This window comes from Vibrio algicola, assembly GCF_009601765.2.
Taxonomy (GTDB): domain Bacteria; phylum Pseudomonadota; class Gammaproteobacteria; order Enterobacterales; family Vibrionaceae; genus Vibrio; species Vibrio algicola.
On the sequence record NZ_CP045699.1, the window covers coordinates 723,749 to 750,357 of the forward strand.

22 protein-coding genes and 12 tRNA genes are annotated in these 26,609 nt (G+C 43.0%); 12 read left to right on the forward strand and 22 right to left on the reverse strand.

Annotated elements, in window-relative coordinates; translation table 11 throughout:
- Positions 1-72: 72 nt before the first annotated feature.
- The gene (gene miaB, locus GFB47_RS03260) at positions 73-1,497 is read right to left on the reverse strand and encodes a tRNA (N6-isopentenyl adenosine(37)-C2)-methylthiotransferase MiaB (protein WP_153446533.1); all 1,425 of its coding nucleotides are present in this window, start codon (positions 1,495-1,497) and stop codon (positions 73-75) included.
- A 280-nt stretch (positions 1,498-1,777) separates the two neighbouring features.
- On the opposite strand from miaB, the gene GFB47_RS03265 reads away from it, so the two are divergent.
- Positions 1,778-2,959, forward strand: coding sequence for a 2-octaprenyl-3-methyl-6-methoxy-1,4-benzoquinol hydroxylase (locus GFB47_RS03265; protein WP_153446534.1), 1,182 nt, complete (start codon positions 1,778-1,780; stop codon positions 2,957-2,959).
- Between the two features lie 16 nt (positions 2,960-2,975).
- Here GFB47_RS03265 and GFB47_RS03270 read toward each other — a convergent pair whose 3' ends face one another.
- The 17 genes from GFB47_RS03270 to lolB form a co-directional block, all read right to left on the reverse strand.
- Positions 2,976-4,037 carry a lactonase family protein gene (locus GFB47_RS03270; protein ID WP_178306439.1) on the reverse strand — a complete coding sequence of 354 codons (1,062 nt, stop codon included), beginning with the start codon at positions 4,035-4,037 and terminating at the stop codon, positions 2,976-2,978.
- Positions 4,038-4,250: 213 nt separating this feature from the next.
- A tRNA-Leu gene (locus GFB47_RS03275) sits at positions 4,251-4,335 on the reverse strand.
- Between the two features lie 157 nt (positions 4,336-4,492).
- Positions 4,493-4,567: transfer RNA gene (locus tag GFB47_RS03280), tRNA-Gln, on the reverse strand.
- Positions 4,568-4,604: 37 nt separating this feature from the next.
- A tRNA-Leu gene (locus GFB47_RS03285) sits at positions 4,605-4,689 on the reverse strand.
- A 157-nt stretch (positions 4,690-4,846) separates the two neighbouring features.
- Positions 4,847-4,921: transfer RNA gene (locus GFB47_RS03290), tRNA-Gln, on the reverse strand.
- A 37-nt stretch (positions 4,922-4,958) separates the two neighbouring features.
- A tRNA-Leu gene (locus GFB47_RS03295) sits at positions 4,959-5,043 on the reverse strand.
- Positions 5,044-5,109: 66 nt separating this feature from the next.
- Positions 5,110-5,184: transfer RNA gene (locus GFB47_RS03300), tRNA-Gln, on the reverse strand.
- A 37-nt stretch (positions 5,185-5,221) separates the two neighbouring features.
- Positions 5,222-5,306, reverse strand: a tRNA-Leu gene (locus GFB47_RS03305).
- Positions 5,307-5,435: 129 nt separating this feature from the next.
- A tRNA-Met gene (locus GFB47_RS03310) sits at positions 5,436-5,512 on the reverse strand.
- Positions 5,513-5,741: 229 nt separating this feature from the next.
- A tRNA-Gln gene (locus GFB47_RS03315) sits at positions 5,742-5,816 on the reverse strand.
- 37 nt (positions 5,817-5,853) lie between these two features.
- Positions 5,854-5,938: transfer RNA gene (locus tag GFB47_RS03320), tRNA-Leu, on the reverse strand.
- Between the two features lie 127 nt (positions 5,939-6,065).
- A tRNA-Met gene (locus GFB47_RS03325) sits at positions 6,066-6,142 on the reverse strand.
- 306 nt (positions 6,143-6,448) lie between these two features.
- The gene (ychF, locus tag GFB47_RS03330) at positions 6,449-7,540 is read right to left on the reverse strand and encodes a redox-regulated ATPase YchF (RefSeq protein ID WP_153446537.1); all 1,092 of its coding nucleotides are present in this window, start codon (positions 7,538-7,540) and stop codon (positions 6,449-6,451) included.
- A 77-nt stretch (positions 7,541-7,617) separates the two neighbouring features.
- Positions 7,618-8,208, reverse strand: coding sequence for an aminoacyl-tRNA hydrolase (pth, locus tag GFB47_RS03335; RefSeq protein ID WP_153446539.1), 591 nt, complete (start codon positions 8,206-8,208; stop codon positions 7,618-7,620).
- Between the two features lie 144 nt (positions 8,209-8,352).
- A complete protein-coding gene (locus tag GFB47_RS03340; protein ID WP_153446540.1) occupies positions 8,353-9,297 on the reverse strand; it encodes a ribose-phosphate pyrophosphokinase in 945 nt (314 codons plus the stop codon).
- A gap of 27 nt (positions 9,298-9,324) precedes the next feature.
- Complete coding sequence (gene ispE, locus GFB47_RS03345; protein ID WP_153446542.1) at positions 9,325-10,275, reverse strand: 4-(cytidine 5'-diphospho)-2-C-methyl-D-erythritol kinase; 951 nt, start codon at positions 10,273-10,275, stop codon at positions 9,325-9,327.
- Complete coding sequence (gene lolB / locus GFB47_RS03350; protein WP_153446544.1) at positions 10,275-10,901, reverse strand: lipoprotein insertase outer membrane protein LolB; 627 nt, start codon at positions 10,899-10,901, stop codon at positions 10,275-10,277. Before lolB ends, ispE begins: the two co-directional genes overlap by 1 nt.
- A gap of 194 nt (positions 10,902-11,095) precedes the next feature.
- On the opposite strand from lolB, the gene hemA reads away from it, so the two are divergent.
- The 8 genes from hemA (at position 11,096) to ybaK (ending at position 19,100) form a co-directional block, all read left to right on the forward strand.
- Positions 11,096-12,355 (forward strand): glutamyl-tRNA reductase, encoded by a 1,260-nt coding sequence (gene hemA / locus GFB47_RS03355; protein WP_153446546.1) that lies wholly within the window; start codon positions 11,096-11,098, stop codon positions 12,353-12,355.
- Between the two features lie 69 nt (positions 12,356-12,424).
- Positions 12,425-13,513 (forward strand): peptide chain release factor 1, encoded by a 1,089-nt coding sequence (gene prfA / locus GFB47_RS03360; RefSeq protein ID WP_153446547.1) that lies wholly within the window; start codon positions 12,425-12,427, stop codon positions 13,511-13,513.
- Positions 13,513-14,379: a peptide chain release factor N(5)-glutamine methyltransferase gene (prmC, locus tag GFB47_RS03365; protein ID WP_153446549.1), complete on the forward strand. Its 867-nt coding sequence runs from the start codon at positions 13,513-13,515 to the stop codon at positions 14,377-14,379. The genes prfA and prmC overlap by 1 nt, the downstream gene beginning before the upstream one ends.
- Positions 14,380-14,406: 27 nt before the next feature.
- The gene (locus GFB47_RS03370) at positions 14,407-14,784 is read left to right on the forward strand and encodes a SirB2 family protein (protein WP_153448128.1); all 378 of its coding nucleotides are present in this window, start codon (positions 14,407-14,409) and stop codon (positions 14,782-14,784) included.
- A 6-nt stretch (positions 14,785-14,790) separates the two neighbouring features.
- Complete coding sequence (locus GFB47_RS03375; protein WP_225874285.1) at positions 14,791-15,657, forward strand: SirB1 family protein; 867 nt, start codon at positions 14,791-14,793, stop codon at positions 15,655-15,657.
- A 62-nt stretch (positions 15,658-15,719) separates the two neighbouring features.
- Positions 15,720-16,574, forward strand: a complete 855-nt coding sequence (kdsA, locus tag GFB47_RS03380; RefSeq protein WP_153446551.1) for a 3-deoxy-8-phosphooctulonate synthase — start codon at positions 15,720-15,722, stop codon at positions 16,572-16,574.
- 278 nt (positions 16,575-16,852) lie between these two features.
- Positions 16,853-18,523: a bifunctional UDP-sugar hydrolase/5'-nucleotidase UshA gene (gene ushA, locus GFB47_RS03385; RefSeq protein WP_153446553.1), complete on the forward strand. Its 1,671-nt coding sequence runs from the start codon at positions 16,853-16,855 to the stop codon at positions 18,521-18,523.
- 103 nt (positions 18,524-18,626) lie between these two features.
- Positions 18,627-19,100 (forward strand): Cys-tRNA(Pro) deacylase, encoded by a 474-nt coding sequence (gene ybaK / locus GFB47_RS03390; protein WP_153446555.1) that lies wholly within the window; start codon positions 18,627-18,629, stop codon positions 19,098-19,100.
- A gap of 48 nt (positions 19,101-19,148) precedes the next feature.
- On the opposite strand, the gene rluF is transcribed toward ybaK, so the two are convergent.
- Both rluF and GFB47_RS03400 read right to left on the reverse strand, forming a co-directional pair.
- On the reverse strand, positions 19,149-20,219 hold the full coding sequence (rluF, locus tag GFB47_RS03395) for a 23S rRNA pseudouridine(2604) synthase RluF (RefSeq protein ID WP_153446557.1): 1,071 nt from the start codon (positions 20,217-20,219) through the stop codon (positions 19,149-19,151).
- Between the two features lie 155 nt (positions 20,220-20,374).
- Positions 20,375-21,265 (reverse strand): LysR family transcriptional regulator, encoded by an 891-nt coding sequence (locus GFB47_RS03400; protein ID WP_153446559.1) that lies wholly within the window; start codon positions 21,263-21,265, stop codon positions 20,375-20,377.
- Positions 21,266-21,381: 116 nt separating this feature from the next.
- Between GFB47_RS03400 and GFB47_RS03405 the strand changes: the two genes are divergently transcribed.
- Positions 21,382-23,403, forward strand: a complete 2,022-nt coding sequence (locus GFB47_RS03405; RefSeq protein WP_153446560.1) for an alkyl/aryl-sulfatase — start codon at positions 21,382-21,384, stop codon at positions 23,401-23,403.
- A 286-nt stretch (positions 23,404-23,689) separates the two neighbouring features.
- Here the strand turns inward: GFB47_RS03405 and smrA are convergent, their stop codons facing one another.
- On the reverse strand, positions 23,690-24,271 hold the full coding sequence (gene smrA / locus GFB47_RS03415; RefSeq protein WP_153446562.1) for a DNA endonuclease SmrA: 582 nt from the start codon (positions 24,269-24,271) through the stop codon (positions 23,690-23,692).
- Positions 24,272-24,563: 292 nt separating this feature from the next.
- Between smrA and GFB47_RS03420 the strand changes: the two genes are divergently transcribed.
- Positions 24,564-24,640 (forward strand) — tRNA-Pro (locus GFB47_RS03420).
- Positions 24,641-25,029: 389 nt separating this feature from the next.
- Positions 25,030-25,536, forward strand: a complete 507-nt coding sequence (locus tag GFB47_RS03425; protein WP_153448130.1) for an RNA methyltransferase — start codon at positions 25,030-25,032, stop codon at positions 25,534-25,536.
- A gap of 182 nt (positions 25,537-25,718) precedes the next feature.
- Here GFB47_RS03425 and GFB47_RS03430 read toward each other — a convergent pair whose 3' ends face one another.
- Positions 25,719-26,606 carry a TraB/GumN family protein gene (locus GFB47_RS03430; protein ID WP_153446564.1) on the reverse strand — a complete coding sequence of 296 codons (888 nt, stop codon included), beginning with the start codon at positions 26,604-26,606 and terminating at the stop codon, positions 25,719-25,721.
- Positions 26,607-26,609 lie beyond the last annotated feature (3 nt).

The window sequence follows — 26,609 nt, forward strand, 5'->3', positions numbered from 1 at the left end:
TCACTGCAACTTCAATTAGTTTGGGTATAAAAAGTTGACCGCTTTTTTATATCATTATAGAAGGATATGGAGTTAAGGAACGAAAGTCACAACCCCTAAATCATCTTCTTTGCGTGTTTTTTTCATCATATCGGTTGGTGATACCGCAGAACGTAAGCCCATTTCTGCTTCAGTTCGCACCAATTTACCGCGTAATGAGTTTGGCAATACTTCAGTGATTTCGATATCAACAAACTGACCAATCAGATCTGGCGAGCCTTCAAAGTTCACTGAACGGCTATTTTCAGTACGTCCAGTCAGTTGCATCAAGTCTTTTCTCGATGGACCTTCCACTAAAATACGCTGAGTCGTTCCAAGCATTAAGCGCGAGTATCGCATAGCTTGTGCGTTAATTTGTTGTTGCAGTTCATACAATCGGTCTTTCTTCTCTTGCTCGGGAATATCGCAAGGGAAATCGGCCGCAGGCGTGCCAGGACGAGGCGAGAATACAAAACTAAAGCTCATATCAAAATCAATCTCTTTGATAAGCTTCATGGTATCGGCGAAATCTTGTTTGGTTTCACCAGGGAAGCCAACAATGAAATCAGAACTGATTTGAATATCTGGACGCGCTTTACGCACTTTACGAATGATAGATTTATATTCAATCGCAGTATGAGGGCGCTTCATCATCGTTAAAATACGGTCTGAACCACTTTGAACTGGCAAGTGTAAGAAGCTCACCACTTCCGGGGTATCTTTGTACACTTCAACGATGTCATCAGTAAATTCTAATGGATGGCTGGTGGTAAAACGAATGCGATCAACGCCATCAATTGAGGCGACTAAACGCAGCAAATCGGCAAACGAGCAGATATCACCATCAAAGGTTGGTCCACGGTAAGCATTGACGTTCTGACCTAATAAATGGATTTCGCGTACACCTTGATCGGCAAGTTGAGCCACTTCAAATAAAACATCGTCCATCGGGCGGCTAACTTCTTCACCGCGAGTGTAAGGCACGACACAATAAGTACAGTATTTTGAGCAGCCTTCCATAATCGAAACATAAGCGGTTGGGCCTTCGGCTTTTGGCTCTGGAAGATTATCGAACTTTTCTATCTCAGGGAAAGATATATCCATTACTGGACCGGATTTTGCTTGAGACTGTCTGATCATCTCAGGTAAACGGTGCAAGGTTTGTGGACCAAATATAACATCAACAAAAGGGGCACGACGACGAATGTGATCGCCTTCTTGAGTGGCGACACAACCACCGACACCAATCACCACGCCTTCTTTTTTGTCTTTTAATGTTTTCCAACGACCAAGTTGGTGGAACACTTTTTCTTGTGCTTTTTCACGGATCGAACATGTATTTAAAAGTAATACATCTGCTTCCGCTGGATCTTCGGTCAGTTCGTATCCGTTTGCGGCACCTAGTAAATCGGCCATTTTAGATGAATCATATTCATTCATCTGACAGCCCCAAGTTTTAATTAGCAGTTTCTTACTCATTATCACATTCGCTCGTATTAAATCGGTTTTGGGTTGAGCTTTTGCTCATCATTATTGGTTAGACTTAAGCAGTTTGTGCCACAGGGATCTAGCCAGCGGCGTATTGTACTGCTTTAAACCTCACCTGACTAGGGGGGAGAAGTAACAAAGCAATCTCTGCATAATAGACCTAAAAATGCTATGGATAATTGCGGTGGGAAAGTTGAATAATTTGAACATCATGGCTGCAAGAAAGTGGGAAAAGGGTAGAATGTGATCATTAACGATTATGAGAATAAATATGTCTAAGTTTGATGTGGTGGTAATTGGTGGTGGTATGGTCGGTGCCGCGGTTGCACTTGGCCTAGCTAAGCAGAAAAAACGAGTCGCTTTGGTTGAGGGGGTTGAGCCGTTGGCTTTTGAAGCTTCGCAACCGACGGATCTGCGCGTTTCTGCTATCTCAAAAGCATCGGTTGATCTTTTGCAGCAACTTGGCGCATGGGACAATATTGCGACTAAACGAGTGTTACCGTATTTGGGGCTAGAAACTTGGGAACACCCTGAATGTCGCACTCGCTTTCATGCCGATGAGATTGGTTTAGATAAACTGGGTTATATGGTTGAAAACCGCTTGTTGCAATTAGGTTTGTGGCATCAGTTTGAGCAATACCCTAATCTCGAATTATTTTGCCCAGATAGCCTTGATCACCTCGAATTTAATGACGCATACAACAAAGTAGTCTTAGCTTCGGGTCAGACTCTAGAAGCTTTGTGGGTGGTGGGAGCCGATGGTGCTAACTCGAAAGTGCGTCAACAAACTAATATTGGTATTACCGCTTGGGATTACCGTCAGCGTTGCATGCTGATTAATGTCGAAATGCCACCTCAAGCCAATAATGCTCTACGTGATACCACATGGCAATGGTTTACTCCGACCGGTCCACGTTCATTTTTGCCCTTAGCACCACTGGCGGATGGGCGTGAACAAGGCTCATTAGTGTGGTATGACACGCCACAGCGAATCAAACAATTACAGAACATGCCGGTTGAAAAATTACGTGAGGAAGTGCTCACTCATTTTCCTGCCGAGCTCGGTGATATTAAAGTATTGCAAGCGGGATCGTTTCCTCTGACTCGTCGTCACGCACAAAAATACTTTGCTAAACGATGTGTGTTAGTCGGGGACTCTGCCCATACTATTAATCCATTGGCAGGTCAGGGGGTCAACCTTGGTTTTAAAGATGTATGGGCCTTACTTGAAACCATTGCTGATAAAGGTCTTGAGTCTGAACAAGCGTTTATTGACTATCAACAACGCCGCCGCAGCGATAATTTACTGATGCAAACGGGAATGGATTTTTTCTATAAAACCTTTAGTAACGATATCGGTCCATTAAAATTGGTGCGTAATACGGTATTGAAAGCCGCGCAACATTCCGGCGAAGTTAAGAAACAAGTGCTTAAATATGCGCTTGGTTTATAGGCTTAGTTATTAAATATCAACCCTCGAAGAATTTGACACATACCGGCATATCAATGAAAAGACTATGTCCGGTATGTTGAATTCTGCCATCGAATACATTTCGTTTAAAACTCACCACGCTATGATCATTTTGATTGGCCACGACTAACCATTCACCATTTTCTGAAATGGCAAAATCTCGTGGAAAATCACCACCACAATCAACCGAATATTGATGGTTTACTGTTCCAGTTTGGTTATCAAATGCAAAACAACTGATGATATTTTGACGCCGTCCCGAAAGATAAAAAAATCGCTCATCGGGTGACAGTTTAATCGCGCCGCCAGCCTGTCCATTGTCCGTATTTGGAAAAGCAGCTTGAGCATTGATTATCTGCCATTGTTGCTGTTGATCGTGAATGACAATCAATTGCTCCGACACTTCACATAAGAGTAAGCCAAATTGTTCATCTTGAGTAAATTCAACATGTCTTGGCCCCGAGCCTGACGCTAAGTCTAACTCTTGACGGTTTTGAATTGAAAAACACTCATGATGTTGGTCATACGGATAAAAACTCAACCTATCTAAGCCTAAATCGACGCTTACTAGCGTTTTAGTGTGATTTAGGATTATGGCTTGATGTGCATGCGACACTTGCTGCGCTGATGCTTTCGAGGTGCTATCTATGGATTGGAGGTGTTGTTTTAAATCTAATGAATCATCGAGTTGGAATACATCCACATGACCGCTGCCATATTGTGCGGTAGTCGCCAGTTTGTGTTGGGCATTCATTGCGATAAAGCAAGGTGAATCACCACTAATATCAAATTGGCCTGTTTTATTACATTGAACTTTGCATAGTGAGTATTGGTGAATTTGTGGATGATGATCTGCACTGACTTCTGAAATGGCATAAATTTGGGACTGATAAACATCAAAATAAGACGGATCTTTGATTGGTATCTCTAATAGGTTGGCTTGTAATTCGCCGGTGACGCTATTGAGGTCAAGTCGATGCAAGCCATAAGGACTCGTGGGAGTATAGCACCCTAAAATTAGCGATAAGGTTTGAGGTGGGGTTAACGGTTCCACAAGCATAGGTTTATCCATTAGAGGGGTTTATATCAATTGGCTTTATGGTGCGTAAAATTCACATAAATTGGAATGCGTGATGGGAAGTATTTTCGAGATGTTTATCTCATAAATAAAACCTTAGCAAAGCAGTACAGAAGGAGGATAAATAAGAAGGAGATAAAATAAGCATAAGCCAGAAACAACAAAACCCACTAAAAAGTGGGTTCGATTGAATAATGGTGCGGTCGGAGAGACTTGAACTCTCACACCTCTCGGCGCCAGAACCTAAATCTGGTGCGTCTACCAATTTCGCCACGACCGCAGCGCTTCTTTTACAAGAAGAATTTTATAGTTAATAAGATATTGGCAATCTTGTTAACGTTGTAAATGGCTGGCCTACCTGAAATGAAACCAGGGAACTCTTTGGGTATGTCATCAAAAGCCAATGGCTTATCTAACTAACCTACCATTTTGAATAATGGCTGGGCTACCTGGATTCGAACCAGGGAATGCTGGCATCAAAAGCCAGTGCCTTACCGCTTGGCGATAGCCCAACAGACGAAACTCACAAGGAGAAACGTTTTGAATCAATGGTGCGGTCGGAGAGACTTGAACTCTCACACCTCTCGGCGCCAGAACCTAAATCTGGTGCGTCTACCAATTCCGCCACGACCGCAGCGCTTCTTTTACAAGAAGAATTTTATAGTTAATAAGATATTGGCAATCTTGTTAACGTTGTAAATGGCTGGCCTACCTGAAATGAAACCAGGGCACTCTTTGGGTATGTCATCAAAAGCCAATGGCTTATCTAACTAACCTACCATTTTGAATAATGGCTGGGCTACCTGGATTCGAACCAGGGAATGCTGGCATCAAAAGCCAGTGCCTTACCGCTTGGCGATAGCCCAACAGACGAAACTCACAAGGAGAAACGTTTTGAATCAATGGTGCGGTCGGAGAGACTTGAACTCTCACACCTCTCGGCGCCAGAACCTAAATCTGGTGCGTCTACCAATTCCGCCACGACCGCAGCGCTTCTTTTACAAGAAGAGTTTTATAGTTAATAAGATATTGGCAATCTTGTTAACGCTGTAAATGGCTGGGCTACCTGGATTCGAACCAGGGAATGCTGGCATCAAAAGCCAGTGCCTTACCGCTTGGCGATAGCCCAACAGACGAAACTCACAAGGAGAAACGTTTTGGATCAATGGTGCGGTCGGAGAGACTTGAACTCTCACACCTCTCGGCGCCAGAACCTAAATCTGGTGCGTCTACCAATTCCGCCACGACCGCAAAACCCGTGACTAGAAGTTAAAGTATTTAAACTTAACATCCAGTACTCGATATAAACCAAGTAAATTGATTGGAGACAATCTACTTATCGAGTGACACATTTCGAAAAATCAAAACATGTATTTTATATGGTGGCTACGACGGGATTCGAACCTGTGACCCCATCATTATGAGTGATGTGCTCTAACCAACTGAGCTACGTAGCCAAATTTTGTATTGTAAAGTTACTTAGTAACTTTTCGAGCCAGAGAGTATAACTAACCATCCTCTGAACTTCTAGTCTCAAATAGTAAAAAATACTTTTTGAGCGACAAACCTCGCAAAGTGAAGTTTGTTTCAATAATGGCTAGGCTACCTGAAACGAATTCAGGGAACTATTTGGGTATGTCATCAAAAGCCAATGGCTTTATCTAACTAACCTACCATTTTGAATAATGGCTGGGCTACCTGGATTCGAACCAGGGAATGCTGGCATCAAAAGCCAGTGCCTTACCGCTTGGCGATAGCCCAACAGACGAAACTCACAAGGAGAAACGTTTTGAATCAATGGTGCGGTCGGAGAGACTTGAACTCTCACACCTCTCGGCGCCAGAACCTAAATCTGGTGCGTCTACCAATTCCGCCACGACCGCAAAACCGTGACTAGAAGTTAAAGTATAAACTCAACAACTAGTTACTCGATGTAAACTTAGTAAATTGATTGGAGGCAATCTACTTTATCGAGCGTCAAATTTCGAAAAAATCAAAACTTGTAAAATTTGGTGGCTACAACGGGATTCGAACCTGTGACCCCATCATTATGAGTGATGTGCTCTAACCAACTGAGCTACGTAGCCAAATTGAGATTTTCACCTCTGCCTCAACACGTTTAACTGTGTAACGAGAACGGAGCGCATTATGCGGATTAGGGCTGCAAGCGTCAATAGTTTTTTTGAATAAATCTTCTAAAATGAATCGTTCGCATTTTTTTTAAACAAAAAGCGTTATTTGTAAGCAAAAACACCCATTATATTGCGGGTCTGCTGGTTTTAAATATCTCTTGGTCAGATCTGATTTGACGATTTTCAGAGTGAATAAAAAAGAAAAAGTCAGTGGCGGGACCACTGACTTTAAAAAATTATTAGATTGTTAGCTAAAAAAACTTAAACATTAAAGCGGAAATGAACCACATCACCATCTTTAACAATGTAATCTTTGCCTTCTAAACGCCATTTACCCGCTTCTTTTGCTCCGCTTTCACCTTTAAATTGGATGAAGTCTTGAAAAGCAATCACTTCAGCTCGAATAAAGCCTTTTTCAAAGTCGGTGTGGATCTTACCCGCAGATTGTGGAGCAGTAGCACCAACAGGAATTGTCCAAGCGCGAACTTCTTGTACACCCGCGGTAAAATAGGTTTGAAGCTCTAATAATTCGTAGCCAGAACGAATAACACGGTTAAGACCTGGCTCTTCAATACCGAGATCAGCTAAGAATTCGTCACGGTCTTCTTCTTCAAGTTCCGACATTTCAGATTCAATTGCGGCGCAAACTGGCACCACTACCGCATTTTCGCCTTCGGCGTATTCACGAACTTTATCTAAAAATGGGTTATCTTCAAATCCATCTTCGCTCACATTGGCGATATACATGGTTGGCTTCAAGGTTAAGAAGTTTAAGTAGCCAACTGCTGCTAATTCTTCTTTGCTTAATGCAACACCGCGAGCCATGCCGCCTTCAACGAATACTGGCAGTAATTTTTCTAATACGGTGATTTCGTATTTAGCGTCTTTATCGCCGCCTTTGGCTTTTTTTGCTTGACGTTGAATAGCACGTTCACAACTATCAAGATCGGCCAGAGCAAGCTCAAGATTGATGATTTCGATATCTTCAATCGGATCGATACGGCCAGCAACGTGAACGATGTTTTCGTTCTCAAAACAACGAACAACGTGACCGATAGCGTCAGTTTCGCGGATGTTGGCTAGAAATTTATTACCTAGACCTTCACCTTTTGATGCGCCAGCAACCAAACCTGCAATATCAACAAATTCCATTGTGGTTGGCAAAATGCGTTTTGGGTTAACAATTTCTGCTAATGCATTAAGACGAGGATCCGGAACCGGCACAACACCAGTGTTAGGTTCGATAGTACAGAAAGGGAAGTTAGCCGCTTCAATACCTGCTTTAGTCAGTGCGTTAAATAGAGTTGATTTACCTACGTTCGGTAAACCGACGATCCCACATTTAAAACCCATGTTATAAACCTTCTTTCATTCAGCGTAATTGCCGATGTTGTTGTAATTTAATTGTTTTGCTTAATGATCCAAATGATCTATTCAGCTTTAAACGTATGTAAACGATTCTGCGCTTTGGCGAGATCATCTTTTAGTAGTATGTCTAAGCTGCGAACCGATTCATCAACTGCAGCATCAAGTAATTCTTGTTCTTTGGTTGGCGCTTTGCCCAATACATAACCTGCAACGCGATCTTTATGACCTGGATGGCCAATACCAATGCGTAAGCGGTAAAATTCTTTATTATTGCCTTGCTTGGCAATGATGTCTTTTAAACCATTATGGCCGCCATGACCGCCGCCTTTTTTAAATTTAGCCACGCCAGGGGGAAGATCCAATTCGTCGTGTGCGACCATGATTTCTTCAGGTTTGATTTGATAAAACTTGGCTAATGCGGCGACCGATTTTCCCGATAGATTCATAAATGTGGTCGGGATAAGCAGCCGTAAATCTTGACCGTGCACCATAATGCGCCCAGTTAGGCCAAAGAATTTACTTTCATCCTTTAAACTAACATTGTGCACTCGTGCTAATTCTTCCACTACCCAAGCACCCGCATTATGACGAGTGCGGACATATTCAGGCCCAGGATTGGCGAGGCCAACCAGTAATTTGATCGATTGAGTCAAGATTTAGCTCTCTTTGCAAATTTTAAAAGCGCGGCATGATAGCATATTTTTTAAAAGGGTGGGCAGAGTGACAAATAATAAAAAACCACTTCACATGATATGAAGTGGTTTTAAAATTTTGAGCTTTAAGTAAGAGGAAGTCTCTTAATTAAACATCGCCGAGATAGACTCTTCGTTGCTAATACGACGAATCGCTTCAGCCAACATGCTAGATAAAGTCAGTTGAGTGACTTTACCTGTCGCTTTTATCTCATCAGATAATCGGATTGAGTCAGTCACAATAACTTGATCAATCACAGAGTTAGCAATGTTTTTCGCTGCGTTACCTGAGAATACTGGGTGAGTCGCATAAGCAAATACACGCTTTGCACCACGTTCTTTTAGGGCTTCAGCTGCTTTACACAGTGTGCCACCGGTATCGATCATGTCATCGACGATCACACAATCACGGCCTTTAACATCACCAATCAAGTTCATCACTTCAGAAACGTTAGCACGTGGACGACGTTTATCAACAATTGCGATATCCGTGTCATCTAACATTTTAGCGGTTGCACGAGCACGAACAACACCACCAAGATCTGGAGAAACAACCACAGGATCTTCTAAGCCGCGAGATTTCATATCTTCCATTAATACCGGAGTACCAAAGATATTATCCACTGGAACATCAAAGAAACCTTGGATTTGTTCAGCGTGTAAATCGATAGTCAAAACGCGGTCAACACCCACGTTAGACAAGAAATCAGCAACAACTTTAGCAGTGATCGGCACACGAGACGAGCGAACTCGACGATCTTGGCGTGCGTAACCAAAGTAAGGGATGACGGCAGTAATACGGCCAGCAGAAGCGCGGCGCATTGCATCTATCATAACAACCAATTCCATGAGGTTGTCATTGGTTGGGGCGCAGGTAGATTGGATGATAAACACATCACTACCACGGACGTTTTCATTAATTTTAACAGCGACTTCGCCGTCAGAAAAACGATCAACATCTGCATCACCAAGGGAAATGTATAGACGATCTGCAATACGTTGGGCTAGTTCAGGTGTGGCGTTACCAGCAAATAGCTTCATATCAGGCACGGTGGAAACCTCGGGTTGAGTCCAGTTTTAAATTGAGTTGTGGTTGGCTTGTTTATAGTCAGCCAAAGTCTTATAAAGGGAAGAAGTATTCATTCCCTTGGCGATAAAGCCAAAGACACTATTTGAAAATTCGGTCGACGCTAGGTATTCAAGCACTTGTTCGGCTTGCTGTTGAGTATCAAACTCAGCAAAAAGACAAGAACCGGTACCAGTTAGTCTCGACGGCGCATATTGTAACAGCCATGAAAGTTGCTTAGCAACCTCTGGATACAGCAAAGTAACGATTTTTTCGCAATCGTTTTCGTAACCTTGCTGTAAAAGCGTGCTTAAAGCCTGTTTAGGCGTGTTTCTAGTCAGATCTGGGTGAGTGAAAATATCCGCAGTGGCGATGTTCACATCAGGCTTTAAGACTAAATACCATTTTTCGGCAGGATGAGCGGGCTCGAGTTTTTCACCCACACCTTCCGCAAAGGCGGCTTGGCCTCGCACAAAAACAGGCACATCCGCGCCTAAAGCTAAACCAATTTCCGCTAAGGTATCAATATCAATATTTAAATTCCAAAGGGTATTTAAAGCAACTAGCGTCGTGGCCGCATTAGAGGAACCGCCCCCTAAACCGCCGCCCATTGGCAGTATTTTATCAAGTTGAATATCTACGCCCAGCTTGTGTTGTTCTATATTGGATTGAGATCCGCATGAACCATTTTGCTGCGCATAGACTTTCAACGCATTGGCTGCTTTCCAAATCAGATTCTGCTCCAGTGATACCCCCTCAATCGCAGGGGTGATGGTTATCTCACCGGTATTATTGACATCAAAAAATAACGTGTCGCCAAAGTCAATAAACTGAAATAAGGTTTGCAGTTCATGGTAACCATTATCGCGGCGACCAGTAATATACAAAAATAAATTAAGCTTGGCAGGAGAAGGCCAAGCGATGGATTTTGCTTTTAGAGTTTGAATGTTGTTCGCCGGCATTAAAAAATCCACTTACTGATCACGATTTTAATTTGAGTTTTATCTTGTTGTAAAAACAAATGACTTGGCAGCATAAGGTCGGGCTTAACCGACGTAGCTTGCGGCGCATAACTTAAGTAATCGAGTTGCCACTGCTTTGTATCAATTTCTTTTTCTAAACTGGCCACATTATTCATGTCGTTAAACGTAATGTTATCAGCGCCAGTTGGCAGGCCTTTGATCCAATCGGGTAGTTCAGAAACCGGAATGGTTAAACCAGTTAATTGCTTGATTAATTGATTGGCTTGCGCTGCGGTGGTGACTTTGCCGTCTGAGGTGGTTAGCATCGCGCCACTAGGTAACATTTGCAGTGTCATTACTGTTTGACCAAAAAAGCTCAGCAATTTTAATTGATCGTAATGAGAAGCATGAGTTAATACAAAATTAAGAGACTGACGATGCTCTGGATCTTGGTAACCAATTTTGCCGGTGACTTTAAAGGTATTTAATTGAGTGAGATCTTGCTGTTGTTGTTGCCAGTCAACGCTGGTGTTAGAAGGCGGTGTTGAACTACAACCGACCAGTATTAACGTGATTGCGCTAAGGAGTAAGACCGTAATACGACGAAAAATTGGGAGGATAGGCAAAGAAAATCCTTACTGATGAGTGAGTTTCTTGGCAATTGTAGCACTTTATTTGTGAGCGCTTCAGCACAAATGTAGCTTGAAATAGACGAATGTTAGCTGAAATGGAGGAATACAGGCTCTAGCCCTTTCATTAATACTGCCCATCAAGTAAAATTGCCGCCTCAATAACTATTATTTTAGAGTATTCCCACTACATGTCTTTGCTTGCTATTGGTATCAATCACAATACAGCGTCGGTTGAGTTGCGAGAAAAAATTGCATTTTCACCAGATAAACTGTCTGAAGCCCTTGCTCAGATGGCGGAAAGTCATGCCATAAAAAGTGGAGTGATCGTCTCGACTTGTAACCGTACTGAAATTTATTGTGATCTACGCAAAGGGGTCAGCCAAGGCTACATTATCGATTGGTTGCTGGAGTTCCATAAAGTGGATCCAGACGCTTTAATGTCTTGTATTTATAGTTATGAAGAACAAACCGCAGTGCAGCATCTAATGCGCGTTGCCTGTGGGCTTGATTCGTTAGTTTTAGGCGAGCCGCAAATTTTGGGTCAAGTCAAACAAGCCTACGCGGCCTCGGTTGAACATAAAGCCGTCAATGGCATGACAGAGAAACTGTTCCATAAAGCTTTCTCAGTGGCTAAAAAAGTGCGTACTGAAACGGCAATTGGTGGCAGTGCAGTTTCGGTCGCTTACGCCGCTTGTATGCTCGCGAAACAAATTTTCGAATCGATGAAAAATATTACCGTATTGTTGGTTGGCGCGGGTGAAACGATTGAATTAGTCGCCAAACATTTATCATCGACCCATTGCAAAAATATTATAGTGGCCAACCGAACCATTGAACGCGCTAAACTACTAGCTGACCAATTTGATGGTGAAGTGATCACACTCTCCGAGATCCCTGAGCATTTATCTCGCGCCGATATCGTGATCAGTTCAACCGCTAGTCCATTGCCGATCATTGGTAAAGGCATGGTAGAAAGCGCTTTAAAACAACGTAAGCACCAACCTATGTTATTAGTCGATATTGCGGTTCCACGTGATATTGAAGCGCAAGTCGGCGATCTTAATGATGCCTATTTATATAGCGTCGATGACCTGCAAGGGATCATCAACAAAAACATGGAACAACGCAAAGTTGAAGCCATTCAAGCAGAAGCGATTGTGAGCGAAGAAAGCGCCGCGTATATGATGTGGCTGCGTTCACTGCAAGCTGTTGATAGCATTAGAGACTACCGCCAACACGCCAACGAAATCAAAGATGATCTACTGGAAAAAAGCTTAAATACCTTAGCCGCCGGTGGCAATCCTGAAAAAGTATTACGCGAATTAAGCAACAAACTCACCAACCGATTAATCCATCAGCCAACTCGAGCCATGCAAGTGGTTGCCGAGCAGGGCGAGCCAGAAAAGTTAACTGTTATTCGTCAAAGTTTAGGTTTAGATGAACTTTAGCTATGCTCTTATGCAAGCGATGTAATTAACAGCCCCCATCAATAGCAACATGACATTTAAGATAAAATTATGAAATCGTCAATTTTAACCAAGTTAGAAACGCTGGTTGAGCGTTATGAAGAAGTGCAGCATTTATTAGGTGATCCAGATGTGATCGGTGATCAAAATAAATTCCGCGCGTTATCAAAAGAGTACTCTCAATTAGAAGAAGTGACTTTGTGCTTCCAAGCATACCAACAAGCACAAGAAGATTTAGTCGCAGCTGAAGAAATGGCGCAAGAAGATGACGCGGAAATGCGTGAGATGGCGCAAGAAGAAATTAAAGAAGCCAAAGCGAGCATTGAACGTCTAGCCGATGACTTACAAATTCTGCTTATTCCAAAAGATCCAAACGATGATCGTAACTGCTTCTTAGAAATTCGCGCCGGTGCGGGTGGTGATGAAGCGGGTATTTTTGCTGGTGATTTATTCCGTATGTACAGCCGTTTTGCCGAGAAAAAAGGCTGGCGGATTGAGGTAATGAGCAGCAATATTTCAGAGCAAGGCGGCTTTAAAGAAATGATCGCAAAAGTAAGCGGTGATGGCGCTTATGGCGTATTGAAATTTGAATCGGGTGGTCACCGCGTACAACGTGTTCCAGCTACTGAATCTCAAGGGCGTGTGCATACTTCAGCTTGTACGCTTGCGGTCATGGCTGAAATTCCAGAAGCCGAAATTCCAGAAATTAAATCGTCTGATCTGAAAATTGATACCTTCCGTTCATCCGGCGCGGGTGGTCAGCACGTTAACACCACCGATTCTGCTATTCGTATTACTCACTTACCAACGGGTACGGTGGTGGAATGTCAGGACGAACGTTCACAGCATAAAAACAAAGCCAAAGCGATGGCGGTTCTTGCGGCACGTATTATTAAAGCAGAAGAAGCCAAACGCGCAGCAGAAGTGTCAGACACTCGTCGTAACTTGCTAGGCTCGGGCGATCGTAGTGACCGTATTCGTACGTATAACTATCCGCAAGGTCGTGTATCGGATCACCGCATCAACTTAACCTTATACCGTTTAGCGGAAGTGATGGAAGGCGATCTACAAAGCTTAGTTGATCCGGTTATTCAAGAGTATCAAGCCGATCAACTGGCGGCACTTGCTGAACAAAATTAATGAACTCGATCGAAGGGCAATTAAAACATGCCACCCAAGCATTAATCAATGGTGGCAGTGAGTCACCGTCATTAGATGCGACGGTATTGTTGTGCCATGTGTTAGATAAGCCGCGCAGCTATTTACTCACATGGCCAGAGCGAGAGTTGAGCGCTGAACAAAGTGAGCAGTTTGATGCCTTGTTACAGCAACGATTGGAAGGCAAACCGATTGCTTATTTGGTCGGTGAACGTGAGTTTTGGTCGCTGCCATTAGACGTATCGCCAACCACGCTGATCCCGCGCGCCGATACCGAACGTTTGGTGGAGTTAGCGCTAGATAAAGTTGCGTTACTGTCCAAGCAAGGTATCAGCGGTGATATTCTGGATTTAGGCACAGGTACTGGCGCGCTAGCATTGGCTTTGGCATCTGAGTTGCCTTGCTTGAGTGTGACAGGGATAGACTTACAGCCTGAAGCACAACAACTGGCGACGCGCAATGCACAAAAGTTAAATTTAACCAATGCGCAATTTTTGCAAGGCAGTTGGTATGAACCTTTAGGCGCTGATGCTCAATTTAGTTGTATTGTGAGCAATCCGCCTTATATTGATAAACAAGATCCGCACTTAGCCTTAGGTGATGTACGCTTTGAACCATTAACGGCTTTAGTGGCTGAAGATAAAGGTCTGGCGGATCTGCGTTTTATTGCCGACCATGCGCGTCAATATTTGCTGCCAAATGGTTGGCTGTTAATGGAACATGGCTTTGAGCAAGGCGGCGAAGTGCGAACTATTTTAACCGAATTTGGTTATCAGCAAGTGAGTACTGAAAAGGATTATGGCAACAATGACCGAGTCACTTTAGGTTGCTGGACTAGCATTAAGTAAGCCACAAATGGAGAATGGAATACCATGATATATGCGTCAATGAAACATATTCACCTATTATCGATTGTGATCAGTGTCTTTTTACTGACCTTGCGTTATATCTTGATGATGATGGATTCATCGTTATTGCATAAAAAATGGCTAAAAATCACCCCGCATATCGTCGATACGGTATTGCTTGCCAGTGGTATTAGCTTGATTTTTATTACCGGTTTTATGCCTTTTACCGCCAGCGCACCGTGGTTAACTGAAAAAATCACCTGCGTCTTTGTGTATATCGCATTAGGTTTTGTGGCGTTGAAACTGGGGAAAACCAAATTTATTCGTAGTATCGCTTTTTTTGGCGCATTAGGTTGGTTGTACTGGGCTGCCCATCTCGCGATCACTAAAGTTCCAACGTGGTAATCAATAATGTCTGAACAATTAGTTGAAGCTGAAATAGATGAAATGCCACTTTTTGAGCAAGATCTGGATGAAGTCAGCTTGCTTGAAGGGGCGATCGAATTAAATTCGTTGATCAAGCCAACCTCGGATATCCAGTGGGTGAAATCGCACTTGGACGAGATGCTGGCCGAGCTTGAGCTGGCATTAATCAATGTCGGTGATTCATCTGATACTAGTATTCAACAGCAAAAACAACAGTTTGCTGCATTTATCGAGTATTTTTATCATCAGTGGCAATTTAAAGGTGATCACGAAACCTTCTTTGATTCGCAAAATACCTTTATCGAATCGGTACTGAAACGCCGCAAAGGCATTCCGGTTAGCCTCGGAGCCTTGCTGCTATATTTTGGTGAAAAGCTCGGTTTTCCGATTGAAGGGGTCATGTTTCCAAGTCAATTTATCGTCAAGGTTAATTGGAATGGGGAAACCAGTTTATACATTAATCCGTTTAACGGTGAGTATCTTACTAAGCAAGTATTGCGTGCTTGGCTGATTGGTTACGATGGCCCATTAGCAAGAATAAAACCACAAGATCTGGCTACGACTGATAACCCTGCGGTGTTAGGTCGTTGGCTGGCGGTGACTAAAGGCTCATTAATGCATGAGAATGATTTTGCCACCGCCTTAGAGTGCTCGAATATCGCCTTAAGTTTCTCCCCTGATGACCCATTTGAAATTCGTGACCGTGGTTTTATTTATCAACAACTCGATTGTTTGCACATGGCGGCAGAAGATTTCCAATATTTTATTGATAACTGCCCAGAAGACCCTTCTGCGGAAGTGCTAAAAGTTCAAGTTTCCTTGCTCAATCGCGGGCAAATTACCTTACATTAATGTCGAGATCCCCCCCATTAAACAGGTGGCTAGACAGTTTATTGATTGACGGAGTAAAAACGATGCAACAACAAAAAATTGTACAAGTGGGTGATATCCCTGTCGCGAACGACAAACCATTTACTCTTTTTGCTGGTATGAATGTGTTGGAATCGCGCGATCTTGCGATGCAGATGTGTGAGTATTACGTCAAAGTGACCGAGAAATTGGGCATTCCTTACGTATTTAAAGCCTCTTTCGATAAAGCGAATCGTTCTTCAGTACATTCTTACCGTGGCCCTGGTATGGATGAAGGACTGAAAATTTTTCAAGAACTAAAAGATACTTTCGGCGTCAAAATCATCACCGACGTGCACACCGAAGCGCAAGCTCAGCCGGTTGCCGATGTGGTTGATGTGATCCAATTGCCCGCTTTTCTTGCTCGCCAAACCGATCTAGTGGCTGCGATGGCCAAAACTGGCGCGGTGATCAATGTGAAAAAACCCCAATTTATGAGCCCAGATCAAGTGGGTAATATCGTGGATAAGTTTGCCGAATGTGGCAACGAAAATATCATTCTTTGCGAACGCGGTTCTTGCATGGGTTACGATAACTTAGTGGTTGATATGCTGGGATTTGGCGTAATGAAAAAAGCATCAAACGGCAGTCCAATCATCTTTGATGTGACGCACTCACTGCAAATGCGCGATCCATCTGGCGCGGCATCGGGTGGTCGTCGTGAACAAACGGTAGAATTGGCTAAAGCCGGTTTAGCGACGGGTATTGCGGGTCTATTTTTAGAAGCGCATCCAAACCCAGATCAAGCGCGTTGTGACGGTCCATCGGCATTACCATTAGATAAGCTTGAACCTTTCCTTAAGCAAATGAAGCAGCTTGATGATGTGATCAAAGGTTTTGTGCATATTGATATCAAATAATAAATAGTCAAAGTCTTTGAAGCTACCACGTCAACGACTTGGGCTATAGGCAATATCTCGAAAGCTTTACAACACCAATCCAGAGATCCTCGATCTCTGGATTTTTTTGTCTTTTTTCTTTCCCGTTATCGTTTGCGTGTGATCGCGACATCAGAACGTTACGAGTAATATCCCATTGAGAATGAGTTGAGTTACACTGATTGCACGGCTGATGTGAGTTCTAATAAACTTATTCGGTCTACCTTTTCTATTTCCCTTTTATAAACAGGTATTCATTGATGAAACAGTTTGTATTTAAGGCATCGACGATTGCACTTGCCATCGCCTCACTTGCCGCATGTTCTACTCAAAATTCAACGTCTAGCCAACATGAATGGTTAGCCGATAAAACCTATAAACTTACCGTCCTTCACACCAACGATAACCACGGCCGATTCTGGCAAAATGATGATGGTGAATATGGTATGTCGGCGCGTAAAACTCTGATTGATAGTATTCGTCATGATGTTGAAGCCGAAGGTGGCAGTGTATTACTTTTCTCTGGCGGTGATATTAATACCGGCGTACCAGAGTCGGATCTACAAGATGCTGAACCTGATTTCAAAGGCATGGACAAGATTGGTTATGATGCTATGGCGGTCGGCAACCATGAGTTCGACAACCCGCTTTCGGTACTGATGAAGCAGCGTGATTGGATTAACTTCCCGATGCTATCGGCCAATATTTACAATAAAAAAACCGGTGAGCGTTTATTCAAACCGTATGAAATCTTCGATGAGCAAGGGATCAAAATTGCCGTTATTGGTTTAACCACCGAAGACACCGCTAAAATAGGCAACCCTGAATACATTGGTGATGTTGAATTTAAAGACCCGAAAGCCGAAGCGAAAAAAGTGATTGAGCAACTGGAAGCCAATGAAAAACCGGATCTGATTTTTGCTGTGACGCACATGGGACACTACGATAACGGTCATAGCGGTGTTAATGCGCCGGGCGATGTGACTCTGGCGCGTTATTTGCCAAAGGGCGAGCTTGATATGATTGTCGGCGGACACTCGCAAGAGCCTGTGTGTATGGAGTCAGACAATCATCGCCAAGTGGACTATAAGCCGGGTGAGAAATGTATTCCTGATCAGCAAAATGGCACTTGGATCGTACAAGCTCACGAGTGGGGTAAGTATGTTGGTCGCGCCGATTTTGAATTTAAAAACGGTCAGTTAAGCATGGTAAGTTACGATCTGATCCCAGTAAATTTAAAGAAAAAGGTCGTGATAGATGGCAAGAAGCAAAAAGTGCTGATCCAAGATGAAATAGCTCAAGATGCCGAACTGCATAAGTTCTTGAAACCTTATCAAGAAAAGGGCCAAGAAAAGCTGATGGTGAAAGTGTCTCATACTGATGGCAAGCTTGAAGGTGACCGAAATGTGGTGCGTTATAAGCAAACCAATTTAGGTCGATTAATTGCTTTGTCACACATGGAACGCATGAACGCAGATTTTGCGGTGATGAACTCTGGCGGGGTACGCGACTCTATTGCCGCGGGTGACATCACTTACAAAGATGTGCTGAAAGTGCAGCCGTTCGGTAATATCGTCACTTATATTGATATGAAAGGCAGCGATGTGTTGGATTATCTTAATGTGGTCGGGCTGATGCCAATTGACTCTGGCGCTTATGTGCAATTTGCGGGTGTGGCAATGACCGTGGCAGATGGCAAAGTCCATGATGTTAAAATTGGCGGTAAAGCATTAGATCCAAATAAAATGTATCGCTTTACCGTGCCAAGTTTTAACGCCGCGGGTGGCGATGGATATCCTAAGATCTCCGATAAAAAAGGCTTTGTGAATACAGGTTTTGTGGATGCGGAAGTTTTAAAAGATTACCTAGAGAAGCACAATCCGATCAAAGTGTCAGATTATCAGCCAAAGGGTGAAATCCAATATAAATAACCCAATAAGATCGTGATTTTTGTCACCATATTTTGGTAAATTAATAAGCAGTATCCACGTCAGTGGCTGCTGCTTTTTTTATATTCAATTTCAAGGGACTACCATGACGCCTGCTATCAATCTGGCCAAAAAGAAAAAAATCGCCCACAGCGTACATCAATATAAACATGAACCAAGTGCGGCAAGCTATGGATTGGAAGCGGCAGAGGCATTAGGTCAAGATCCGGCGCAAGTATTTAAAACCTTATTGTTTTGTTTAAATGGTGAGGCGAAAAACTTAGCGGTGGCGATCATTCCGGTGGAAAATAAATTGAATTTGAAATTAGCCGCCAAAGCCGCGGGCGGTAAAAAAGCTGAAATGGCCAATCCAGACATTGCACAAACAGTCACAGGTTATGTGGTAGGCGGCATTAGTCCACTGGGGCAGAAAAAAGCCTTGCCCACTTTTATCCATAGCAGTGCACAAGGATTTGACACTATTTGTGTCTCAGCAGGAAAACGAGGATTAGAAATTGAATTAGCGCCACAGGATTTGGCTAATTTGACGAGAGGTAAATTGGTCGATCTTTGTGGCTGATAAACGAGGCTCAAAATCAGAGCCTCGAAAATAGACAATTAAAGAGGTTTACGCTTTGCTTTTTGGAGACCACTTTTTGATGGTGCTGCTGTTTGAGTTACCAAAGCGCGAGCCCTTTGTGGCCGGTTTTGTTTGGCTTGCGCTGCTTGGTTTATCTTGGTTGCGGCTGCGGTTACCACCAGAGCGATCCGCGTCTTTATTCGGACGAGCTTTACGCTCAAACTCACCTTTACCGCTATAGGTTTTAAATTGCGGTTGTTGTTCGCTGAGTTCTTGACGCTGCCTTGCAAACTCACGCTCTTTTTCCGCTCTTGCTTGTATGCGGGCATCGTGCAGTTTGGCATCGGTGGCTTTAGTGATGGTGTGTCCATCCGCATCGACCATTGAGGCTTCTTCGGTGCCGACCGAGCCTTCAATCATGGCATGGATCTCTGCCATTTCAGCATCGGTTAAATAACGCCATTTGCCATTCGGTAGGCCATCAATTGAGATGTTCATAATACGCACGCGACGCAATTTATATACATCATAACCAAGTGCTTCACACATACGACGAATTTGGCGGTTTAAGCCTTGAGTTAGCACGATACGGAATGAAAAGTCGGTTTCTTTGGTTACTTTACATGGCAAGGTTATGGTATCTAAAATCTCAACCCCAGACGCCATGTGCTCAATAAATTCAGCGGTGATAGGTTTATCAACACGCACCACGTATTCTTTTTCGTGTGAATTGCCTGCGCGTAGAATTTTATTGACGATATCGCCATCATTGGTCATAAAAATCAAACCATCAGACGGCTTATCTAAACGGCCAATTGGGAAGATACGTTTATGGTGGCCAATGAAATCAATAATATTACCTTCAATATGACGCTCAGTGGTACAAGTAATACCTGTTGGCTTATTGAGTGCAATATAAATAGGTTTTTCTTTGCTGCGCACCGGTTTGTGATCAACCATTACCTCATCGCTTGGCAGCACTTTAGTCCCCATTTCAGGCACAATGCCATTAATAGTGACGCGACCTTGATCGATAAGTTTATCGGCTTCACGGCGCGAGCAAAAACCTGAATCACTGATGTATTTATTTAAACGAATAGCAGAAGGGGTGGCAGTCATATTGATCTCTCTTTTGACGTTTCACAACGGAAATCTCAAGGGGGGATATTTAAGAAATCCCCCCTTGAGAAAATAAGGAGGGAGAGTATAGCTGATTGGTTTAAAAAGAGACAGGTTAATACGGTTAAGATGCATCGTGTGGAGATGATCATTACTTAAAAATAGGACTTTATTTTTTCTCGCAACCACATATTTGCCGCGCTTCGCCGCTCTCGGTTATGGGTTAATAAACGATACTTAACCGGTTTAGATGTAAATGGGCAATCTAACATTTGTATATTCAGTTTATCGGCAAACGCTGTTGCGATACTTTCGGTCACCATCGCAATGCAATCACTCGTTGCGACCATTGACATTAATGACACAAGAGATGTGCATTCTGCGGCTACTTTTCGTTCGCTGATACTTTCTTCGGTAAAATAATCTGCCATGTGGCTATCTTCACGGCGTAACTTCAAAGTAATGTGTTTCTCGGCATAAAACTGCTTGCGTGTAATAGTATCTTCTATTCTTGGGTGACCTTTTCGTGCTATCAGTCGGATCTTATCTTCAAAAAGTTCTTCAATAAAAAATGAGCGTGCTGAATAGTTAGATAGTTCGATAGCAAGATCGGCTTGATGTTGATTAAGAGCTTGGATTAGTGCTTCTTGATTGGAGTGGGTGGGTTGCAACTCAATAGTGATATTGCCCAAGTTACAGTCTGCTTCTAACTTAGGTAGCAGCATTAACATCACGGGTTCCGATGCGTATATAACAAACTTACGTGGGTACTGGATCGAAAACCCTTCCAACCCTTCGAGTGCGTTATTGATTTGAGCCAATGCTGGTTCAACATGGCGAATTAACTCTTTGGCATGCTGAGTTGGGGTAATCCCTCGGCCAGATCGAATAAATAGTTGGCTCCCCACCTGCTGTTGTAAACGCTTAAGTAAGCCGCTTACTCCTGGCTGAGTTAACCCCATCTCTTCTGCGGCTAAGGTAATCGATTTGTGGCGATAAACCACTACAAACACTTTTAACAAGTTTAAATCTATATTCGAATCCATCCTTTCCTCAAACATAACATTTCATGATGTATTTAATACAGTTTCATGCATGTATTGCTATGTGTCAATACGCTAAATTAGCACCATACCAATACGAATTACCAAAGAGGTTCCCTATGAAAACTCGTTTTACTCTTTCAGTTCTTTCACTCTCTGTTATGGTTTCATTTAGCGCCGCAGCTAATGACTATGCATCTATTGATACTTATGAAGGAAAACCAGCATCTAAGTTCACCGAAAAGGCAAATATCACAGTGGCAAAAATGCTTCCTTGGAAAGACATATCTGCATTTGAACGTACTCGCCGTGGTCTTATTGCTGAGTTTGGTACTCACGAAGCAGGTGAGCTTAAAAACCGTTTTGAATACATGGCGGATAGATCTGTAGACGATTTACCACCATCTGTAAACCCATCAATTTGGCGTCAAGGAATGTTAAATTATGCTGCCGGCGGTCTATACAAAGTGACGGATGGTGTATATCAAATTCGAGGTGCTGATTTATCAAATATGACTATTTACCGCACTGATAATGGTTATGTGATTCACGATCCTCTTTTATCCCGTGAAGCGGCAGCAGCGTCGTGGAAATTTGCGAAAGAACATCTACCGACGATCAATGGTGAGCATAAAATTACGGGTATGATCTACTCACACATGCACGCTGACCATTTTGGTGGTTCTCGTGGCGTGTATGAATCAGGTGATTTTGCAAAAGGTGCTGAGATCTACGCACCAAAAGACTTCATTAAAGAACTGGCTGATGAAAATGTTATAGCAGGTACCGCAATGGGCCGTCGTGCAAATTACCAGTACGGGACGACACTGGGCAATAACACGAAAGGTATTGTTGATAACGCTCTTGGCTTAGGTACATCACGTGGTGAAGTCACACTCGTAGCGCCAACAATCGAGATTCAAGAACGTGAAAAAGTCATTAATATCGATGGACTAGAATTCCACGCAATTAATATGCCTGGTGCGGAAGCGCCTGCAGAAATCATACTGTATGTACCAGAATACCGTTCTCTGAATACAGCTGAGCTGACTTATGACGGTATGCACAACATCTATACCTTCCGTGGGGCAAAAGTACGCGATTCTCTAATTTGGACTAAATACTTAACTGAGCTCAAAATGCGCTTTGTAGATAGTGGTTTAGTGGATAATATTCACGCAGCGCACTCCGCTCCAGTATGGAATAATATGGATACTGACGTAAACGAAATTTCTGAATACATAACGCTGCAGCGTGACAACTATGGTTTTATTCATAACCAGTCTATGCGTCTAGCCAATCATGGGGTGACCATTCATGATGTTGGCCGCCAAATTGAAGAGATCGTTCCACAATCTCAAATTGATACTTGGCACACGAACGGTTATCACGGTTCATACAGTCACAATGCTCGTGCCGTTGTAAACCTGTACCTTGGCTACCATGATATGAACCCTGTCAATACTAACCCATTGCAAACGAAAGATAAGTCGTGCGTATATGTGAATGCAGCAGGTGCAGACGTACTGTATAAAGCGGGTATGACTCACTTTAATGCTGGTGAATACCAAGAATCGTCTCAATTGTTTAACGATCTAGTACAATGTGATCCGAACAATACTGACTACCGTTTCGCACTAGCAGATAGTTTCGAACAGCAAGGTTACCAGTCTGAAACGATGGCGTGGCGTAACAGCTACCTACAAAGTGCCGTTGAGCTACGTACTGGTGAGATTGAAGAGTCAATCAAGCTTGCTTCACCTGACGTCATTGCGAATACTCCAACGGGTATGTTCTTAGATTTTATTGCTGTTAGTTTGAATGCACCAAAAGCTGAATCTGCGAGTCTTGATTTCAACTTTGGTGTTTACCATCCAGATCTTGGAGAGCGTTACTATGGTGAAGTGTCTAATGCGAATATGGCTAACATTGAAGTCGATACGTTACCAAAAGTTGACTTTGAGCTAATTATCAACAAAGCAGATTTCACAAAAGTCGTTCTTGGTGAAACAACATTAGAGGCATTATTCAAATCTGGTCAAGCGAGTGTGAAAGGCGATGAATCGCAGCTAAGGCAATTGGTTGGCACACTCGATAAGTTTGATGGTATGTTTGAAATTCTCCCAATGCCAAGTAAGTAAATAACCCGTAATGAAAAAACCTCTCTTCATGGGAGGTTTTATTAAAACTATTGATAATGCAGTGTGAGTGTTGAGGGCGTTCAGAATTTTGTGTCAGTTAATTTTGACTAAATATCTAAGGCATCATCCAAGCGGCCTTAAATATGAATCGCGACTTGAGGCAATGTCATATTCCCGTTTTGACTTGGCATTGTTCACTTCTTAGATGCGTTCAATTCCCCAGTATACAGCAGCTTAAGCAAGCTGATTTCATTTGGGAACCCACTGTTAATTTGATTCATTTCGTTTAACTCATACGCTTTTGATGGCGCTCTTTATTGTCTAGCTTCATTTCTGCGCTTTTTTTCAGTAGTACATACACCGCACCAGACCCTCCATGAAAAGGTTGGGCGCTATGGAAACACATCACATCGGCGATTTGTTCGAGCCATGCCGCAAGATAACTTTTGATTAAAGCCGGAGGATTAGATTGCGCTCCTTTACCATGAACAATCAGCACACTACGTGTATCAAGACGTTGCGCTTGGCGTAAAAATGACACTACATCGTCACGCGCCTGTGTGAGAGTACGGCGGTGCAAATCGAGCTTAGCGGTAATGGGGTATTTACCTAAGCGAAGTTTACGAAAGACGCCATCTTGAATGCCATCTTTTTTATATTCCAAGATCGCATCCGGTTGCAGCATTGGGGCGTTATCTAAAGACAAATATTCGTCATTTTCATCGGCAAGAGAAACCGCAGCCACACGACGCGCTAAATGTGCATCAGTTAGTGAGCGATCTTTAACACGAAGAGTGGTGTCTTGTTCGATCGGTTTGACATCGCCCATCATCTGTTTAAACAAGTCATCATCGTTGTCATCAATCATAAGAGTGCCTTTTAAATGGAACGAATTGGGAAATTATAACCATTCTATTTGATTTGTGAACGATGGTTGTTTAGTAAGTAATCAATTAAACATTATTTTGAAATTTATCAAAATAATTGCCCTGATCCCCTTGCCATTGCTTATAAAATCCGTAATATACGGCTCTCAGTCAGCGACAACATGTTGATTGAATCTCGGTGAATAGCGCAGCTTGGTAGTGCATCTCGGGTTTTAGGATTAGCGGACCAGAGGGTGACCCTCGGTTTGGCAACCTAACAAATAGCAACAATTTCGGTGAATAGCGCAGCTTGGTAGCGCATCTGGTTTGGGACCAGAGGGTCGGGGGTTCGAATCCCTCTTCACCGACCACATTAAGAAAAGGCTCTGCAGAAATGCGGAGCCTTTTTGCGTTTAAGCCTGACAAGTCGGGGGTTCGTCTGATATTAGAATCTTGGCTCTTCACCGACCACTTTAAAGAAACCGCATCAGTAATGATGCGGTTTTTTGCGTTTAAATTATAGATAGTTTATGCATCTGAATCTCGGTGAACAGCGCAGCTTGGTAGCGCATCCGGTTTTGAAAACAAGAAGCGGACCAGAGGGGCGGGGGTTCACAGTTGTTTAAGAGCCGGCTCTTCACCGAGTATCACTATTTGGTGAGATCTAAACAGAATGATTGTCATCGTTAAGGGAGCAAGACCAAATATATATTTTTTGCTATTATCTCGCTACTTTTTCTAAAATGATCTATTTATGTCTATTTCAAATACTCACGTCACCATAGGGTTAACCAACCCGAAAAGCCCTTCAAATGTTGGTTCAGTTATGCGAGCCTCAGGGTGTTATCGTGTCGACGCGGTTCGCTATACCGGTGTGCGATATGAAAAAGCAGTGAAGTTTCATACCGATACTAAAAGTGTTGCGCGTCATATTCCGCTGGATGGTGTGGCGGATATGCTCGAAGGGCTTGATGCGGAGACTAAAATTGTCTGTGTAGAGCTGGCAGAAGGGGCAACCTCTTTACCGCAATTTGTGCACCCAGATAAAGCGATCTATGTGTTTGGCCCAGAAGATGGCAGCATTGATCAAAGTGTGGTGTCTAAAGCCGATGCGGTGGTGTATGTGCCAACGGTGGGTTGTATGAACCTTGCTGCAACAGTGAATGTATTGCTTTATGATCGCTTAGCCAAATCAACGCAAGTTGAAATGGGCGATGAGTTAATCAAAAAGAGCCGCGATAACCGTAATCATTTAATCGTGAAATAGCACCAATCGCAGTAACGATCTGATCATCTAATGACTTTAATTGCTATAAAGCCAATTAAAGTCACTATTTGATCAATTTAAATACGCCGAGAAGATGCTATCCCGTCCTTGGTCGCTTGAGAAAAGGTAAGACATGATCTTTGACACTTTTCTCTATGCTCAATTCTGCTCCATCATTTAATTTATTCAAATGAACAATCCGTGCTGGTGGAGTGAGAGACTTGCTGCACCTGATAACCTTGTTGTTTGAGTAGCGCCACTACACTATGCTGGCCGATAAAATGCATGGTACCGACTGCAATAACATACTTGCCTTGTGGTGAAATAAAAGCAGGGTCGATGAGCTGTTTTACCCAGCGTTGATTACGATCATTAAGCAAAGCATGAGTGGTTTTATCATCCCATTCGGTGGCGGTTAACATTTGATTGAGTTTGGCAGAATCTCCTGCTTGCCAACTGTCTAGCATACAAGCATAAAACTCTTGTCCTTTATCCCAGTTTTCCAATGTATCTGTGAGTAAGTCTTTGCCATCGTTAGGCAGATTGTTGAGTAAATGAAATTGCTGCGCTAAGGTCTCAAAGCTCAGCAAAGGGATGCCTTGCTGGTGTGCCTGCTGCATTAAAATGTTATCCACCCCTAATTCTGGCTGCAGTTTGAGGGTTTTGTAACTTTCATTTTCAAGTGAAATCGCCGCGATCCACGGTGGTTGATTTAAGAGCGTATCGGGATCGAGATTAAGTTGCTTAGTAATGGTGATTAAGCGGCGCTGTTGGGTTGAAGATAGATAATTTTTGCTTGCGATTGCGTGGGATAAATCAAGCTGCGGCATAGGTTGATTGATGTCGGTTTCAACAATCAAACCATCACTATGCATTAAAAATTGGTTAATTTGATTGGGGAGGGGATACATACTGGCTTGCCCAATATGTACCGTGCCTATCATCATTAAGGTTTGCTGGCCTTTGGTGGCTTGCCAAATTAAGGGTTCAGCTTGAACTTGTGTGCTGACCACTTGGCTGCCAAGTAAGCAACCGAGCAAGTAACAAGGCAATTTGAACCATTTATTCATTTG

Excerpts from the sequence above, each read along its gene's own strand:
- GFB47_RS03405 (WP_153446560.1), top strand. The coding sequence starts at position 21,382 with ATGAAAACTCGTTTTACTCTTTCAGTTCTTTCACTCTCTGTTATGGTT.
- miaB (WP_153446533.1), bottom strand. The coding sequence starts at position 1,497 with ATGAGTAAGAAACTGCTAATTAAAACTTGGGGCTGTCAGATGAATGAA.
- hemA (WP_153446546.1), top strand. The coding sequence starts at position 11,096 with ATGTCTTTGCTTGCTATTGGTATCAATCACAATACAGCGTCGGTTGAG.
- GFB47_RS03400 (WP_153446559.1), bottom strand. The coding sequence starts at position 21,265 with ATGGATTCGAATATAGATTTAAACTTGTTAAAAGTGTTTGTAGTGGTT.
- kdsA (WP_153446551.1), top strand. The coding sequence starts at position 15,720 with ATGCAACAACAAAAAATTGTACAAGTGGGTGATATCCCTGTCGCGAAC.
- ybaK (WP_153446555.1), top strand. The coding sequence starts at position 18,627 with ATGACGCCTGCTATCAATCTGGCCAAAAAGAAAAAAATCGCCCACAGC.
- GFB47_RS03270 (WP_178306439.1), bottom strand. The coding sequence starts at position 4,037 with ATGCTTGTGGAACCGTTAACCCCACCTCAAACCTTATCGCTAATTTTA.
- GFB47_RS03265 (WP_153446534.1), top strand. The coding sequence starts at position 1,778 with ATGTCTAAGTTTGATGTGGTGGTAATTGGTGGTGGTATGGTCGGTGCC.
- ychF (WP_153446537.1), bottom strand. The coding sequence starts at position 7,540 with ATGGGTTTTAAATGTGGGATCGTCGGTTTACCGAACGTAGGTAAATCA.
- GFB47_RS03375 (WP_225874285.1), top strand. The coding sequence starts at position 14,791 with ATGTCTGAACAATTAGTTGAAGCTGAAATAGATGAAATGCCACTTTTT.
- ispE (WP_153446542.1), bottom strand. The coding sequence starts at position 10,275 with ATGCCGGCGAACAACATTCAAACTCTAAAAGCAAAATCCATCGCTTGG.
- prmC (WP_153446549.1), top strand. The coding sequence starts at position 13,513 with ATGAACTCGATCGAAGGGCAATTAAAACATGCCACCCAAGCATTAATC.
- rluF (WP_153446557.1), bottom strand. The coding sequence starts at position 20,219 with ATGACTGCCACCCCTTCTGCTATTCGTTTAAATAAATACATCAGTGAT.
- ushA (WP_153446553.1), top strand. The coding sequence starts at position 16,853 with ATGAAACAGTTTGTATTTAAGGCATCGACGATTGCACTTGCCATCGCC.
- GFB47_RS03430 (WP_153446564.1), bottom strand. The coding sequence starts at position 26,606 with ATGAATAAATGGTTCAAATTGCCTTGTTACTTGCTCGGTTGCTTACTT.
- smrA (WP_153446562.1), bottom strand. The coding sequence starts at position 24,271 with ATGATTGATGACAACGATGATGACTTGTTTAAACAGATGATGGGCGAT.
- prfA (WP_153446547.1), top strand. The coding sequence starts at position 12,425 with ATGAAATCGTCAATTTTAACCAAGTTAGAAACGCTGGTTGAGCGTTAT.